Annotated in this window: 16 protein-coding genes; 6 read left to right on the top strand and 10 right to left on the bottom strand. The window is 70.5% G+C overall.

Annotation, left to right across the window (positions count from 1 at the left end; translation table 11 throughout):
• The first annotated feature begins 46 nt into the window (after window positions 1-46).
• Together trxB and trxA are read left to right on the top strand one after the other, a co-directional pair.
• Window positions 47-1021, top strand: coding sequence for a thioredoxin-disulfide reductase (trxB, locus tag ABZ945_RS04890; protein ID WP_361263952.1), 975 nt, complete (start codon window positions 47-49; stop codon window positions 1019-1021).
• Window positions 1022-1066: 45 nt separating this feature from the next.
• A complete protein-coding gene (trxA, locus tag ABZ945_RS04895; protein ID WP_248631482.1) occupies window positions 1067-1414 on the top strand; it encodes a thioredoxin in 348 nt (115 codons plus the stop codon).
• Between the two features lie 99 nt (window positions 1415-1513).
• Here trxA and ABZ945_RS04900 read toward each other — a convergent pair whose 3' ends face one another.
• From ABZ945_RS04900 to rpmH, 9 genes are all read right to left on the bottom strand, one after another.
• Window positions 1514-2131, bottom strand: coding sequence for a GNAT family N-acetyltransferase (locus tag ABZ945_RS04900; protein ID WP_361263956.1), 618 nt, complete (start codon window positions 2129-2131; stop codon window positions 1514-1516).
• A gap of 313 nt (window positions 2132-2444) precedes the next feature.
• The gene (locus ABZ945_RS04905; protein WP_361263959.1) at window positions 2445-3521 is read right to left on the bottom strand and encodes a ParB/RepB/Spo0J family partition protein; all 1077 of its coding nucleotides are present in this window, start codon (window positions 3519-3521) and stop codon (window positions 2445-2447) included.
• Window positions 3518-4594, bottom strand: coding sequence for a ParA family protein (locus tag ABZ945_RS04910; RefSeq protein WP_361263962.1), 1077 nt, complete (start codon window positions 4592-4594; stop codon window positions 3518-3520). Before ABZ945_RS04910 ends, ABZ945_RS04905 begins: the two co-directional genes overlap by 4 nt.
• Before the next feature lie 348 nt (window positions 4595-4942).
• On the bottom strand, window positions 4943-5653 hold the full coding sequence (gene rsmG, locus ABZ945_RS04915; RefSeq protein ID WP_361263965.1) for a 16S rRNA (guanine(527)-N(7))-methyltransferase RsmG: 711 nt from the start codon (window positions 5651-5653) through the stop codon (window positions 4943-4945).
• 120 nt (window positions 5654-5773) lie between these two features.
• Complete coding sequence (locus ABZ945_RS04920; RefSeq protein WP_361263968.1) at window positions 5774-6283, bottom strand: R3H domain-containing nucleic acid-binding protein; 510 nt, start codon at window positions 6281-6283, stop codon at window positions 5774-5776.
• A 60-nt stretch (window positions 6284-6343) separates the two neighbouring features.
• Window positions 6344-7591, bottom strand: coding sequence for a membrane protein insertase YidC (gene yidC, locus ABZ945_RS04925; protein WP_361263971.1), 1248 nt, complete (start codon window positions 7589-7591; stop codon window positions 6344-6346).
• A gap of 3 nt (window positions 7592-7594) precedes the next feature.
• Window positions 7595-7921: a membrane protein insertion efficiency factor YidD gene (yidD, locus tag ABZ945_RS04930; RefSeq protein ID WP_248631475.1), complete on the bottom strand. Its 327-nt coding sequence runs from the start codon at window positions 7919-7921 to the stop codon at window positions 7595-7597.
• Window positions 7918-8289: a ribonuclease P protein component gene (gene rnpA, locus ABZ945_RS04935; protein ID WP_361263974.1), complete on the bottom strand. Its 372-nt coding sequence runs from the start codon at window positions 8287-8289 to the stop codon at window positions 7918-7920. Before rnpA ends, yidD begins: the two co-directional genes overlap by 4 nt.
• Window positions 8290-8308: 19 nt before the next feature.
• Window positions 8309-8446 (bottom strand): 50S ribosomal protein L34, encoded by a 138-nt coding sequence (gene rpmH / locus ABZ945_RS04940; protein WP_006348049.1) that lies wholly within the window; start codon window positions 8444-8446, stop codon window positions 8309-8311.
• Between the two features lie 427 nt (window positions 8447-8873).
• Between rpmH and dnaA the strand changes: the two genes are divergently transcribed.
• Window positions 8874-10757 (top strand): chromosomal replication initiator protein DnaA, encoded by a 1884-nt coding sequence (gene dnaA, locus ABZ945_RS04945; protein ID WP_361263978.1) that lies wholly within the window; start codon window positions 8874-8876, stop codon window positions 10755-10757.
• 736 nt (window positions 10758-11493) lie between these two features.
• Here the strand turns inward: dnaA and ABZ945_RS04950 are convergent.
• Window positions 11494-11622 carry a hypothetical protein gene (locus ABZ945_RS04950; protein WP_361263981.1) on the bottom strand — a complete coding sequence of 43 codons (129 nt, stop codon included), beginning with the start codon at window positions 11620-11622 and terminating at the stop codon, window positions 11494-11496.
• A gap of 446 nt (window positions 11623-12068) precedes the next feature.
• Between ABZ945_RS04950 and dnaN the strand changes: the two genes are divergently transcribed.
• The 3 genes from dnaN to recF all read left to right on the top strand — a co-directional run bounded on the left by dnaN (window position 12069) and on the right by recF (window position 15537).
• Window positions 12069-13199, top strand: a complete 1131-nt coding sequence (gene dnaN, locus ABZ945_RS04955; protein ID WP_248631472.1) for a DNA polymerase III subunit beta — start codon at window positions 12069-12071, stop codon at window positions 13197-13199.
• 239 nt (window positions 13200-13438) lie between these two features.
• Window positions 13439-14323, top strand: coding sequence for a phosphogluconate dehydrogenase (NAD(+)-dependent, decarboxylating) (gene gnd / locus ABZ945_RS04960; protein ID WP_361263985.1), 885 nt, complete (start codon window positions 13439-13441; stop codon window positions 14321-14323).
• Window positions 14324-14418: 95 nt separating this feature from the next.
• Complete coding sequence (gene recF, locus ABZ945_RS04965) at window positions 14419-15537, top strand: DNA replication/repair protein RecF (protein ID WP_361263988.1); 1119 nt, start codon at window positions 14419-14421, stop codon at window positions 15535-15537.
• The last annotated feature ends 37 nt before the right edge of the window (window positions 15538-15574 follow it).

The raw sequence follows: 15574 nt of genomic DNA on the forward strand, positions 1-15574 counted from the left end.
CGGCCCCGCAGGCAGCAGGCAGTCCCCAGAGACGAGGAAGAATTCCGTGAGCGACGTCCGTAACGTGATCATCATCGGCTCCGGGCCCGCCGGCTACACGGCAGCGCTGTACACGGCGCGCGCCTCCCTCAAGCCCCTGGTCTTCGAGGGTGCCGTGAGCGCCGGCGGCGCGCTGATGAACACGACCGACGTGGAGAACTTCCCCGGCTTCCGTGACGGCATCATGGGCCCGGACCTGATGGACAACATGCGGGCCCAGGCCGAGCGCTTCGGTGCGGAGCTCATCCCGGACGACGTGGTCTCGGTCGACCTCTCCGGCGAGATCAAGACGGTCACCGACACGGTGGGCACGGTCCACCGCGCCAAGGCCGTGATCATCACCACCGGCTCCCAGCACCGCAAGCTCGGTCTGCCCAACGAGGACGCCCTGTCCGGCCGCGGTGTCTCCTGGTGTGCCACCTGCGACGGCTTCTTCTTCAAGGACCAGGACATCGCCGTGGTGGGCGGCGGTGACACCGCGATGGAGGAGGCCACCTTCCTCTCGCGGTTCGCCAAGTCCGTCACCATCGTCCACCGCCGGGACACCCTGCGGGCCTCCAAGGCCATGCAGGAGCGCGCCTTCGCCGACCCGAAGATCACGTTCGCCTGGGACAGCGAGGTCGCCACCGTCCAGGGCGAGCAGAAGCTGAGCGGGCTGACCCTGCGCAACACCAAGACGGGCGAGACCAGCGAGCTGCCGGTCACCGGACTGTTCATCGCCGTGGGCCACGACCCGCGCACCGAGCTGTTCAAGGGCCAGCTGGAGCTGGACGACGAGGGCTACCTCAAGGTGGACGCGCCCTCCACCCGCACCAACCTGACCGGTGTCTTCGCCGCCGGCGATGTGGTCGACCACACCTACCGCCAGGCCATCACCGCCGCCGGCACCGGCTGCTCGGCCGCCCTGGACGCCGAGCGCTTCCTCGCCGCCCTCTCGGACAGCGAGCAGATCGCCGAGCCGGAGAAGACCGCGGCGATCTGACCAACCCCCCATCCCCCGTACATACGCGAAGTGAAGGAGGCCGCCGTGGCCGGCGACCTGAAGAACGTGACCGACGCGTCCTTCGAGGAGGACGTCCTCAAGAGCGACAAGCCCGTACTGGTCGACTTCTGGGCCGCCTGGTGCGGACCGTGCCGCCAGATCGCCCCGTCGCTGGAGGCGATCGCCAAGGAGCACGGCGACCAGATCACGGTGGTCAAGCTGAACATCGACGAGAACCCGGCCACGGCGGCGAAGTACGGGGTCATGTCCATCCCCACGCTCAACGTCTACCAGGGCGGCGAGGTCGCCAAGACCATCGTCGGCGCCAAGCCGAAGGCCGCCATCGTGCGGGACCTGGAGCCCTTCCTCGGCGACGCCCCCGCGAAGGCCTGAGTTTGCCTCCGCCCCGGCGCCCGGGGCGATGTTTCACGTGAAACATCGACGGCCCACCCCCGAGGGGTGGGCCGTTCGCCGTATCGCCTCACACGGTCCCTAAAGCGGCCGTAGGGCGGGCTCCTTCTTCACTCCGCCGAGGAGACGGTCGAGGGCCAGCTCCACGTCCTCCTTCCAGGACAGGGTGGAGCGCAGCTCTAGGCGGAGCCGTGGATAGACCGGATGGGGACGCACGGTCTTGAACCCGACGGAGAGCAGATGGTCGGCCGGCAGCAGGCAGGCCGGCTCCTTCCACCGCGCGTCACCGAACGCTTCGATCGCCTTGAAGCCGCGGCGCAGCAGATCCTTGGCGACGGTCTGCACCATGACCCGGCCGAGACCCTGTCCCTGGTAGCCGGGGACGATCACCGCGGTGATGAGCTGGACCGCGTCGGGGGAGACCGGGCTGGTCGGGAAGGCCGTGGCCCGGGGCACATAGGCGGGGGGTGCGTAAAGGACGAACCCGACCGGGGTGTCGTCCACATAGACCACGCGCCCGCAGGAGCCCCAGTCCAGAAGCACTGCCGAGATCCAGCCCTCCTTCTCCAGCTCGGAGGTCCCTGCCCTTATCGCGGCTTCTCCACTGACCGGATCAAGCTCCCAGAAGACGCAGGCTCGGCAGCGCTGGGGGAGATCCGGAAGGTTGTCCAGCGTGAGCGGTACGAGCCGACGCCCCATGAAGGATCTTCCTCGCTTCCCTCGCCGGCCGCGCTGAGCGCCGCTGCCAGCGTGCTCCGTTCCCGGAGCAGACTGCCGATGAACCCGCCGACCACCCCGAGTCCCAGTGTCGCTGTCACCAGCCGGCTGCGGCTCACCTCTCGCATGCCCGGGTCTCCCTCCGCGGTGGATCAGGCCGGATGCGCATACCAGAACGCATCGTATCGATGGGGTGATGAGCCGCATACAGGAACAGGCCACGGGGGCGGGTCCGGTCCGAATCGGACCAGGACCCGCCCCCGGGTGGGAGTGCGGTGTGGCGGAATCCGGATGGTCAGCCGTCGCGCTCGGAGCGGCTTCCCGTGATCACCGGGCCCTCGTCCGGGGCCAGCGTGGAGAGGATCCGCTCCAGGTCCTCCATGGAGGCGAACTCGACGACGATCTTCCCCTTCTTCTGCCCGAGGTCGACCTTCACCCGGGTCTCGAAGCGGTCCGAGAGCCGGGTGGCCAGCTCGGAGAGCGCGGGGGAGACCCGGCCGCCGGCCCGGGGACCCTTGCTCTTGGGCGCGGCTGCCTCGGGCTCGGCTCCCATCAGCCGGACGATCTCCTCGACCGAGCGCACCGACAGCCCCTCGGCCACGATGCGGTGCGCCAACTCCTCTTGGGCCTGGGGGTCCTCCACGGGGAGGAGGGCCCGGGCATGGCCGGCCAGGATGGTGCCGGCGGCGAGCCGCGTCTGCACGGTGGGAGCCAGCCGCATCAACCGCAGGGTGTTGGTCACCTGGGAGCGGCTGCGTCCGATGCGATCGGCGAGCTGGTCATGGGTGCAGTCGAAGTCCTGGAGGAGCTGGTCGTAGGCGGCGGCCTCCTCCAGCGGGTTCAGCTGCGCCCGGTGAAGGTTCTCCAACAGGGCGTCCAGCAGGAGCTTCTCGTCCTCGGTGGCCCGGACGATCGCGGGGATGCGCTCCAGCCCGGCCTGCTGGGAGGCTCGCCAGCGGCGCTCGCCCATGACCAGCTCATAGCGGTCGGCACCCAGCGGCCGCACCACCACGGGCTGGAGCAGGCCGACCTCCTGAATGGAGGTCACCAGCTCGGCGAGCGCGTCATCGTCGAACACCTGGCGCGGCTGGCGCGGGTTGGGTGTGATGACATCCAGTGGCAGCTCGGCGAAGTAGGCACCCTCGGGTGCCGTGTACGCCGGCTCGGGTTCGGCACGGGGGCCGTCCACCGGGGCGCTGCTCTGGGGAATCGTGGTCACCTTGGCGGCGGCCACCCCTCGCTCGCTGGTCAGGACGGAGCCCGCACCGGAGGCAGCGGAGTGCGCTGCCGTCGTGGTGGTGGACCGTTCCTGGGGCGCGGCGGGAATCAGCGCGCCGAGCCCCCGTCCCAGCCCCCTTCGTCGCTCACTCATTTGATCCCCTCCGACATGTGCTGGTTGTTCTGGTTGCCCAGATGGTTCTGCGGTGCCTCGTAGTGGAGGCCGACCCCGCGCAGGGCGATCTCCCGGGCCGCTTCCAGATAGGAGAGCGAACCGCTGGAGCCCGGGTCGTAGGTCAGTACGGTCTGTCCGTAGCTCGGTGCCTCGGAGATCCGGACGGAACGGGGGATGCTGGTGCGCAGCACCTCTTCGCCGAAGTGGCTCCGCACTTCCTCGGCCACCTGGGAGGCCAGCCGGGTACGCCCGTCGTACATGGTCAGCAGGATGGTCGAGACATGCAGCGACGGGTTGAGGTGGGCGCGGACCAGATCCACATTGCGCAGCAGCTGGCCGAGCCCCTCCAGCGCGTAGTACTCGCACTGGATCGGGATGAGCACCTCGGCACCGGCGACCAGCGCGTTGACCGTCAGCAGGCCGAGGGAGGGCGGGCAGTCGATCAGGACGTAGTCCAACGGCTGCTCGTACGCCTGGATCGCCCGCTGGAGGCGGCTCTCCCGAGCCACCAGGGAGACCAGCTCGATCTCCGCGCCGGCCAGGTCGATGGTGGCGGGGGCGCAGAAGAGGCCTTCCACATCCGGCACCGGCTGGACGACGTCCGACAGCGGCTTGCTGTCCACCAGGACGTCGTAGATCGACGGGACCTCCGCGTGGTGGTCGATACCGAGAGCCGTGGAGGCGTTGCCCTGGGGGTCGAGGTCGATGACCAGCACCCGGGCCCCGTGCAGGGCGAGGGAGGCGGCCAGGTTCACCGTGGTGGTGGTCTTCCCGACCCCGCCCTTCTGGTTGGCGACCACCATGATGCGGGTCTGCTCGGGCCGGGGAAGCCCCTGACCGGCGCGGCCCAGTGCCTCGACCGCCAGCTGGGCGGAGCGCCCCACGGGGGCGTCGTCCATGGGGGGCGGTGTTTCACGTGAAACATCCTCCCCCACCGTTTCGGTGCGGGGACCGGGGACCGGGTCGGTCATCGGTCCCGCGATGTTGGCGTCGGACCGCAAGGATTCACTCTCCTCGGCTGCTTCAGGCTCGCAATGGGGAGAGCCTGTCATGTATTCGGGGTCGTGAACCAGCGAGGCCGGTGGTTCTGTGGAGAACTCCACCTCTGTGGACAACTCGGAAACCCGCTGGGGTGAGCGGCGGTCGCGCGGTGTGGCGGCCGCGCGACCGCGGCCGATGATTCCCTGCAGCAGTGGGCGACGTTTCACGTGAAACATTGAGTCACTCGGCGCAGGGCCGGGAGTCACGACACTCCGGCATGCACACATATGGGACCGGGGCCCCGCCCCGTGGGCCCAGGCCCACCGTCGCACTCAGCGAGCCCGGCCCGCCGCACCCGGCAGGCCCGGGCCGGGGTCATCGCCTCCAGCAAGCCCAGCCCGGCGAGCCCGCCGCCGGGGTCAGCGGCGGCGGCGTGAGGTGCGGGCGGCCTTGGCGCGCTTGGCGGCGAAGCGGACGCCGCCCGGGCTCTCCCCCACCTCCACCCGGACCACGGTGGACAGGGGGTCGACCAGCCCCTCGCCGACCTGGAGCACCGAGGTGCCCACCACCCCGAGCTTGCTCAGCGCGGCCCGGGCGCCCTGGATCTCCTCGGCGGCGGTGTCCCCCTTGAGCGCCAGCATCTCCCCGTAGGGGCGAAGCAGCGGGACCCCCCAGCCGGCCAGCCGGTCCAGCGGGGCCACCGCGCGGGCCGTGACCACATGGACCGGCGGGAGCTTGCCCATGACCTCCTCGGCCCGGCCGCGCATCACGGTCACATGGTCCAGGCCCAACAGCTCGACGACCTCCTGGAGGAAGTTCGTCCGGCGCAGCAGCGGCTCCAGCAGGGTGATCTTCAGATCCGGCCGGACCAGGGCCAGCGGGATGCCCGGCAGTCCGGCGCCGGAGCCGACATCGCAGACGGTCACCCCCTCGGGCACCACCTCGGAGAGCACCGCGCAGTTCAGCAGGTGCCTCTCCCACAGGCGCGGCACCTCACGCGGGCCGATCAGCCCGCGGCGGACACCCGCGTCGGCCAGGAGTTCGGCGTACCGGACCGCCTCCGGGAAGAGCTCGCCGAAGACCGTCCGCGCTTCCTGGGGAGCCTGGGGAAGCTCTTCTGCTTCCGTCACGGGAAACCGTCCTTCCGTACCGCTTCGCCGCACCGCGGCGGGGCCGCCGGTGTGAGGTGAGTGTGAGGATGACAAGTCGGCCCCGCCTGCCGAACAGACGGGGCCGAGCCAAGAGGGGTGTCAGGCGGGGAGCACGACGACGAAGCGCTGCGGCTCCTCGCCCTCGGACTCGCTGCGCAGCCCGGCGGCGGCCACCGCGTCATGGACGACCTTGCGCTCGAACGGGGTCATCGGCTTGAGCTTGACGGGCTCGCCGCTGCTCTTCACCTCGTCGGCGGCCTGGGCGCCCAGCTCGGCGAGCTCGGTGCGCTTCTGGGCCCGGAAGCCCGCGATGTCGAGCATCAGCCGACTGCGGTCGCCGGTCTCCCGGTGCACCGCCAGCCGCGTCAGCTCCTGGAGCGCCTCCAGCACCTCGCCGTCGCGGCCCACCAGCTTGCTGAGGTCGCGGCTGTCCGATTCGCTGACGATGGAGACCGCGGCGCGGTCCGCCTCGACGTCCATGTCGATGTCGCCGTCGAGGTCGGCGATGTCGAGCAGGCCCTCCAGGTAGTCGGCCGCGATCTCACCCTCCTGCTCCAGGCGGGTGAGGGTGTCGCCACCCTCGGCAGCGGAGGTGGTGGCTTCCGTCACGGATGGACTCCTTAAGTACGTCTGTACAAGTACGCAGATACGGGGAGGTGCTGGGAGGTCTTACTTCTTGGACGACGGGTGCTTGGGCCGCTGCGGGCCCTTGCGCTGCCCCGCCTTGCCCTGCCGGGTACCGCCGCCGGCGGGCTTGGCCGGCTGCTTCGGCGTGGCGCCGGAGGGCGTGTCGGACTTCTCCAGCGAGGGCCCCTCGGCCGGGTCGGCCATCGCGCTCCCCGCGCCGCCCTGCTGGCGCTTGGCCTTGGTCTGGCGCTTGGGCTGCTGGCGGCGGGCATTGGCGGCCTCGGCCTCGGCGACCGCGGGGTCGACCTTGGTGACCGTGCCGTCGGCCTGGGCGGAGTAGCCCTCCTTGGCGAGCGCCGCGATGAACTTGCGCTCGTTGTCGTTGCGGTCCGGCCCCTTGGCCACGATGGCGCGGACGATGTTGCGGCGGCGCCGGCCCCGGATCTCACCGTGCGTGGAGACGCTCTTCAGCAGGCGCTGGAGGTAGTTGTCCTGCGCCTTGCTGCCGGGGGTGGGGTTCTGGTTGATCACGTACATCTGCTGGCCCATGGTCCACACGTTGGTGGTCAGCCAGTAGACGAGGACGCCGACGGGGAAGTTGATACCCATCACGGCGAAGATCACCGGGAAGATGTACATCAGCATCTTCTGCTGCTGCATGTACGGGGTCTTCACCGTGAGGTCGACGTTCTTCTGCATCAGCTGGCGCTGCGTGTAGAACTGCGACAGCGACATCAGCACGATCATGATCGCGGTGACCACGCGGACGTCGACGAGCGAGGCGTTGAGGCTGGCGACCTTCTCCGCGCTGTCGGTGAAGGTGGCGGCCAGTGGGGCGCCGAAGATATGGGCCTCACGGGCGCTGGCCAGCAGCGGCTGGTCGATGACGCCGATGGTCTTGCCCGAGGCGATGCTGGACAGCACGTGGTAGAGGGCGAAGAAGAACGGCGACTGCGCCAGGATGGGCAGGCACGAGGACAGCGGGTTGGTGCCCGCGTCCTTGTACAGCTTCATCATCTCTTCTTGCTGGCGCTGGCGGTCGTTCTTGTAGCGCTCCTGGATCGCCTTCATCTTCGGCTGGAGCACCTGCATGTTCCGCATCGACTTGATCTGCTTCACGAAGAGCGGGATCAGGCAGATACGGATCAGCACCACGAGGGACACGATCGACAGACCCCAGGCCCAGCCCGTGTCGGGTCCGAAGACCGCGCCGTACAGCTTGTGGAACTGGACGATGATCCACGAGACGGGTGTGGTGATGAAGCTGAACAGACTGGCAATCGTGTCCACTAATCAGGCTCCTTGAGCATGGGGCGAGGTCTCGTCGGCCGGGCTCGTCTCGGCGGAGGGCCCGCCCTTGCCGCCGCGCAGTCGGTCGCGCAGCATTTCGTGCCACCGGGGGCGCTTACGTGGGGGAACGTGGTCGACACCGCCCGGTGACCACGGGTTGCACCGCAGGATCCGCCAAGCGGTCAGGGCGGTGCCCTTGATCGCGCCGTGCCGGTCGATGGCGGTGAATCCGTAGTGCGAGCACGACGGGTAGTACCGGCAGACAGGACCCAGCAACGGGCTGATCGTCCACTGGTACAGCTTGATCAGGGCCAGCAGCGGGTACTTCATCGCGCGCCCCCTCCCAGCAACCGCTGAAGGGCGGCATCCAGGTCTCGGGCCAGCTGAGCGTGGTCGGCGTCGCCCGCTCCGGGCAGCGCCCGTACTACCACCAGGCTACCGGGGGGCAGCGAGGCCAGCCGGTCCCGTATCAGGTGGCGCAACCGGCGCTTGACGTGGTTGCGGACCACGGCACCGCCGACGGCCTTGCTGACAACGAAACCCGCACGGGTCGGAGGAGCGTTCTCCCCCAACGCGTGCGGGTCCGTGGCACCGCTTCGTAGATGGACGACGAGGAGCGGGCGCCCGGCCCGGCGTCCTCGGCGTACCGCGGTCGCGAAGTCCTCGCGCCGCCTCAGCCGATTCTCGGTAGGCAGCACGTCATGACCTGTGCGCGGTTCAGGCGGACAGGCTCGCGCGACCCTTGCTGCGGCGGGACGCGAGGATCGCGCGGCCGGCGCGGGTACGCATGCGCAGACGGAAACCGTGGGTCTTGGCACGACGACGGTTGTTCGGCTGGAAGGTGCGCTTGCTCACTCGGGGGCTCCAGAAGGGAATCGTGGGGTGGCGGGACATCGCCTGGCTGTCACCGTGCGCCCACGAGTAGCTCGCAATACGCCCGAGTGCACCGCTGAACGATCACCAGTGGTGACCTTTGCCCATCGGAGGCAGGCGGCAGCAGCCATCGACAACTCGACCTGGTTACGGTACGCGCGGCTGCGCCATCCGGTCAAACCAGCCCCGGTCCGGCGTGAGGGCGGGGGTGGCCCGGGGCTGGGCCAAGACCGGGCCAGGGGCCGCGGGGCCGACCGGCGGCGGCACGCTATACACAGGCTGTGGACAACAACTTGAAGGACGAGAGTCCGCCCGTCTACCGTGGCTGAACTCGGATTCTTTTCCTGCCTGTCCTTCCATCCCGTCCCGAGAACCACACATTCGTGGGACCTGTGAGAGAGCGTGCCCTGTGGCTGACGTACCTGCCGATCTTGCCGCAGTGTGGCCGCGAGTCATCGACCAGCTCCTCGGCGACGGCGGCCAGCAGGGCATCGAGGCCAAGGACCGGCAGTGGATCGAGCGGTGCCAGCCGCTCGCCCTGGTCGCCGACACCGCGCTGCTCGCCGTCCCCAACGAATGGGGCAAGCGGGTGCTGGAGGGCCGTCTCGCCCCGCTGATCAGCGAGACCCTCAGCCGCGAGTGCGGCCGGCCGATCCGGATCGCGATCACCGTGGACGACTCGGCGGGCGAGCCGCCGGCCCCGCCCGGAGCGCCCGCGCACGACCGGACGCGCTACGACGACCGCGCGCCGCAGGACGGCTACGGCGCCCCCGACGCGTACGACAAGCCGTACGAGAAGCCGTATGACAAGCAGCAGTACGACCGGCCCTACGACGGGTACGACGACGGCGGCGGCTACGGGCGCCAGCCGGACGGCGGCGGCTACTCCCCCCAGCAGCTGCCCGACGACGGGCTGCCCACGGCACGCCCCGCCTACCCCGACTACGTCCAGCAGCGCCCGGACCCGGGGGCCTGGCCGCGTACCCAGGAGGACCTCTCCTGGCAGCAGCAGCGGCTCGGCGGCTTCCCGGAGCGCGACCCCTACGCCACCACCCGCCCCCCGCAGCCGCCGCATCGCGACTACCGCGGCCCGGGGCGCGGGGACTCCGCTCCGTACGACGGACAGCCGGCCGACCGCCGGGAGCAGCCGGGCGGTGGCGCGCCCCTGACCGGCGGCTCCACCGGCCCCGGCAGCGGTACGGGGACGGGCAGCGGTGCGGGCGGCGCCGGCGGGGCGGGCACCGGGCGGCCCGGTGAGCCGCACGCCCGGCTGAACCCGAAGTACCTCTTCGACACCTTCGTCATCGGCTCGTCGAACCGGTTCGCGCACGCGGCCGCGGTGGCGGTCGCCGAGGCACCGGCCAAGGCGTACAACCCCCTCTTCATCTACGGGGAGTCGGGGCTCGGCAAGACCCATCTGCTGCACGCCATCGGCCATTACGCGCGCAGCCTCTACCCGGGGACCCGGGTGCGGTACGTGAGCTCGGAGGAGTTCACCAACGAGTTCATCAACTCGATCCGCGACGGCAAGGGCGACACCTTCCGCAAGCGCTACCGCGATGTGGACATCCTGCTGGTGGACGACATCCAGTTCCTGGCGAGCAAGGAGTCGACGCAGGAGGAGTTCTTCCACACCTTCAACACCCTGCACAACGCCAACAAGCAGATCGTGCTCTCCTCGGACCGGCCGCCCAAGCAGCTGATGACCCTGGAGGACCGGCTGCGCAACCGCTTCGAGTGGGGTCTGACCACCGATGTGCAGCCGCCGGAGCTGGAGACGCGGATCGCGATCCTGCGCAAGAAGGCGGTGCAGGAGCAGCTGAACGCCCCTCCGGAGGTGCTGGAGTTCATCGCCTCCCGGATCTCCCGCAACATCCGGGAGCTGGAGGGGGCGCTGATCCGGGTGACGGCGTTCGCGAGCCTCAACCGCCAGCCGGTGGACCTGGGCCTGACCGAGGGTGTGCTGAAGGACCTGATCCCGGGCGGCGAGGACGCGGCCCCGGAGATCACGGCCGGCGCGATCATGGCGGCGACCGCGGACTACTTCGGGCTGACCGTCGAGGACCTGTGCGGCTCCTCGCGCAGCCGGGTGCTGGTGACGGCCCGCCAGATCGCCATGTACCTGTGTCGGGAGCTGACCGACCTCTCGCTGCCGAAGATCGGCGCCCAGTTCGGGGGCCGCGACCACACCACCGTGATGCACGCCGACCGCAAGATCCGCGCGCTGATGGCGGAGCGGCGGTCTATCTACAACCAGGTCACCGAGCTGACCAACCGCATCAAGGCGGGCTGAGGGGCCTGCCGGCGCGGACAGGGACGGTGAACGAGGGGCCGCCCACGGATCTTCCGTAGGCGGCCCCTCGTCGTCGGCGCGGCGCGGCGCTGGGGCCGGGAGCGGGTGCGCCGATGGGCGCGGTAGTACGCGGTCGGGCGGTACGCGGCTGTCCGGCCGGAGCCGCCGCGGGCGGACCCGTGCGGGGTGCCCGTGTCCACGGGCTGTGGACGCCCGCCGGGGTGACCGGGGCCGGTGGGTGTGGCGGATCGGTGTGGGCGGCGGACCCGCCGGACGGCGTACTGGCCAGAGCCCAGGCGGTACGGAGTGGGGGCACCGGGCGGTGGGGCGCGACCGCGTTCGCAGCCTGCGCGGGCGCGGGCGGTACGCGGTGAGAGCGCCGGAGTTGTACGGGGCGCCCCTGTACACCGGCGTGGACGCCCACCGGGGCGGCCGGGCCGGTGCGCGGTAGCCCGCCAGCACGGGGAGAAGCGCCGACAGCCGCGAAGGCGGCACCTACCGATGTCGTGGGTGGGCGCCGCCCGCTCGGGGGCTCGGCGGGCGGCTTGAGAGCTCCGGCCGGAGCGGGTGGTGGGGGCGGTGGGCTGGGGGGCGAAGGGCCGGGGCGTTCGATTAGACGATCGGGTCACGGCCTCGTCCACAAGAAAGTGGTCAAAGTGCCGTCCACACCCTGGGGACTGCTGAGTTGTCCAGAATCCATCCACAGAGGACCCTGGGGAGGAAAGATCACCGCACGTCAGACGGCTGTGGAATTGTGGCTGACGGTCATCCACAGGCTGTGGACAAGATAGGTGTTCACCGCACCGGTCTGGCGTTGTCCACCGGCGGCCCACAGGCGGAGGCCCGTGATCCACAGCTTCTCCACACCCCTGTCCACTGTTCGGCAACCTCCAGACCCCCATCACCGCGCCGAGTGAAAGCGGTCACACGAGGTTGCCGGGTTGGCCTGTGGGGAAGCGGGGTAAAACTGGGGACAGAGCTGTGGGGAAGTGGGGCCCGCCTGTGCATCGGGTGTGTATAAGTCCCCGGTGTCCACAGAAGGGGCCGGTTGTCCACCGGTGTCGCCCACAGGCCCAGTGGATAAAAAACCAGGGCTGACCTGCGCAGACGACGTTATCCACGGTTTCCACAGGCCCTACTACTACTCCCACTCATAGTTAGCTCGGAATCCGTTTCGAAGCAGGGCCTGTGCACAACTGGCTCCCGGGTGCCGGATCCCGATTTGACCCCGAGCCGCACCGGCTGTCGGCGGCGTGCGTCAGACTGGTCCAGCAGTCGACGAGAGCCAGCAACAGCAGGAGGCGGTTTCCGGTGAAGATCCGGGTGGAGCGCGATGTACTCGCGGAGGCGGTGGCCTGGGTGGCCCGCAGCCTCCCGGCCCGTCCGCCGGCGCCCGTTCTCGCGGGCCTTCTGCTGAAGGCCGAGGACGGCGCCCTCAGCTTCTCCAGCTTCGACTACGAGGTCTCCGCGCGGGTCTCCGTCGAGGCCGAGGTGGAGGAGGACGGCACGGTCCTCGTCTCCGGCCGCCTGCTCGCCGACATCTGCCGCGCCCTGCCCAACCGCCCGGTGGAGATCTCCACAGACGGTGTACGGGCGACCGTGGTCTGCGGCTCCTCCCGCTTCACCCTCCACACCCTCCCGGTGGAGGAGTACCCGGCGCTGCCGGAGATGCCGACCGCCACCGGCACCGTCCCGGGTGAGGTCTTCGCCTCCGCCGCCGCCCAGGTCGCCATCGCCGCCGGCCGGGACGACACCCTCCCGGTGCTGACCGGTGTGCGCATCGAGATCGAGGGCGAGACGGTCACCCTGGCCTCCACCGACCGCTACCGCTTCGCGGTCCGCGAGTTCCGCTGGAAGCCCGAGTCCCCTGACGCCTCCGCGGTCGCCCTGGTGCCCGCCAAGACCCTGCTGGACACCGCCAAGGCGCTCACCAGCGGCGACACGGTCACCCTGGCGCTCTCCGGCTCCGGCAAGGGCGAGGGCCTGATCGGCTTCGAGGGCGCCGGCCGCCGCACCACCACCCGGCTGCTGGAGGGCGACCTCCCCAAGTACCGCACCCTGTTCCCCACCGAGTTCAACTCGGTCGCGGTGATCGAGACCGCCCCCTTCGTGGAGGCCGTCAAGCGCGTCGCGCTGGTCGCCGAGCGGAACACCCCGGTGCGGCTCACCTTCGAGCAGGGCGTGCTCATCCTGGAGGCCGGCTCCAGCGACGACGCACAGGCTGTGGAAAGGGTCGACGCGCAGCTGGAGGGCGACGACATCTCCATCGCCTTCAACCCGACCTTCCTGCTGGACGGCCTGAGCGCGATCGACTCCCCGGTCGCCCAGCTGTCCTTCACCACCTCCACCAAGCCGGCGCTGCTGGGCGGCAAGCCCGCGCTGGACGCCGAGGCGGACGAGTCCTACAAGTACCTGATCATGCCGGTGCGGCTGAGCGGCTGAGCCACCGGCCGAGCGTTCGTCCCCAGGGCTGGGGACGGGCGGGGACGGCGGTGGGGAGGGCGGCGAAGGGGCTGCGCTGAGCGGCTGACGGGCGTCCGATGAGCGGGCGACCCCACAGGTGTGCACGGGGGTCCGGGCGTAGGCTCGGACGCGGGTTTCGCACCCCGGCAGCACCTGGGCTGCACCCCCGCGACACCCCCCCTCGCAACTCTCCGCACACAACGATTGAGGATTCTCTGATGGAGCTCGGTCTCGTCGGTCTCGGCAAGATGGGCGGCAACATGCGCGAGCGCATCCGCCGCGCGGGTCACACCGTCATCGGGTACGACCGCAACCCGGACCTCGCCGACGTCAACAGCCTTGAGGAGCTGGTCGGCGCCCTCAAGGGGCCGCGGGTCGTGTGGGTCATGGTCCCGGCCGGTGCCGCCACCCAGGCCACCATCGACGAGCTCGCCCAGCTGCTCTCCCCCGGCGATGTGGTGGTGGACGGCGGCAACTCCCGCTGGACCGACGACGAGAGGCACGCCGTCGAGCTGGGCCTGAAGGACATCGGCTTCGTCGACTGCGGCGTCTCCGGCGGTGTCTGGGGCCTGGAGAACGGCTACGCGCTGATGTACGGCGGCACCGAGGAGAACGTCGCCAAGGTCCAGCCGGTCTTCGACGCGCTCAAGCCCGAGGGCGACTTCGGCGCCGTGCACGCCGGCAAGGTCGGCGCCGGCCACTTCGCCAAGATGGTCCACAACGGCATCGAGTACGCCATGATGCAGGCCTACGCCGAGGGCTGGGAGCTGCTGGAGAAGGTCGACTCCGTCACCGATGTGCGCGAGGTCTTCCGCTCCTGGCAGGAGGGCACCGTCATCCGCTCCTGGCTGCTCGACCTCGCGGTCAACGCGCTGGACGAGGACGAGCACCTGGAGCAGCTGCGCGGCTTCGCCCAGGACTCCGGCGAGGGCCGGTGGACGGTCGAGGCCGCCATCGACAACGCGGTCCCGCTGCCGGCGATCACCGCCTCGCTGTTCGCGCGGTTCGCCTCCCGGCAGGAGGACTCGCCGCAGATGAAGATGATCGCCGCGCTGCGCAACCAGTTCGGCGGCCACGCGGTCGAGGCCGCCGACAAGAAGTAGTCGTTCCCGCGGGCGGAAGGCAGCCGGCGGGCGAGTCCACAGGCTGTGCACGGTGATGTGTACGGCCCCCGCCGGGGGAAGGTCGGCGCCACACCATGCATGTCACGCATCTGTCGCTGGCCGACTTCCGCTCCTACGCCCGGGCCGAGGTCCCTCTCGGTCCGGGCGTCAGCGTCTTCACCGGCGCCAACGGCCAGGGCAAGACCAACCTGGTCGAGGCGGTCGGCTATCTCGCCACCCTGGGGAGCCACCGGGTCTCCTCGGACGCCCCGCTGGTACGCACCGGCGCCGAGCGCGCGATCATCCGCGCCGCCGTCACCCAGGGCGAGCGCTCCCAGCTGGTCGAGCTGGAACTCAACCCGGGCCGCGCCAACCGGGCCCGGATCAACCGCTCCTCGCAGGTGCGGCCCCGCGATGTGCTCGGCATCGTGCGCACCGTGCTCTTCGCCCCCGAGGACCTGGCCCTGGTCAAGGGCGACCCGGGTGAGCGGCGCCGCTTCCTGGACGAGCTGGTCACCGCGCGCTCGCCGCGGATGGCCGGGGTGCGCTCGGACTACGAGCGGGTGCTGCGCCAGCGCAACACCCTGCTGAAGTCCGCCGCGATGGCCCGCCGGCACGGGGGCCGGGGCATGGACCTGTCCACCCTGGACGTCTGGGACCAGCATCTGGCCCGGGCCGGCGCCGAACTGCTCGCCCAGCGCCTGGACCTGGTCGCCGCCCTCCAGCCGCTGGCCGCCAAGGCGTACGACCAGCTCGCTCCCGGCGGCGGCCCGGTGGCCCTGGAGTACCGGGGCGCCGCCCTGGCGGTGCGCCCCCGCGAGGAGCTGTACGAGCTGCTGATGGCCGCGCTCGCCGAGGCCCGCAAGCAGGAGATCGAGCGCGGGGTCACGCTGGTCGGCCCGCACCGCGACGAGCTCCAACTGCGGCTGGGCGACCTGCCCGCCAAGGGGTACGCCAGCCATGGCGAGTCCTGGTCGTACGCGCTCGCGCTCCGGCTGGCCTCCTACGACCTGCTGCGCTCCGAGGGCAACGAACCGGTGCTGGTGCTGGACGACGTCTTCGCCGAGCTGGACACCCGGCGCCGGGAGCGGCTCGCCGAGCTGGTGGCCCCCGGTGAGCAGGTGCTGGTCACCGCGGCGGTGGACGACGACGTCCCCGGGGTGCTCGCCGGGGTGCGCTACGACGTGGCGGAAGGAGAGGTGGTGCGGCGGTGAACTCCCCCTCCACACCCCCGCTGCCCGAGCCTCTGGG

The organism is Streptomyces sp. NPDC046887 (genome assembly GCF_040644755.1).
In the GTDB taxonomy this organism is placed as follows: domain Bacteria; phylum Actinomycetota; class Actinomycetes; order Streptomycetales; family Streptomycetaceae; genus Streptomyces; species Streptomyces lichenis.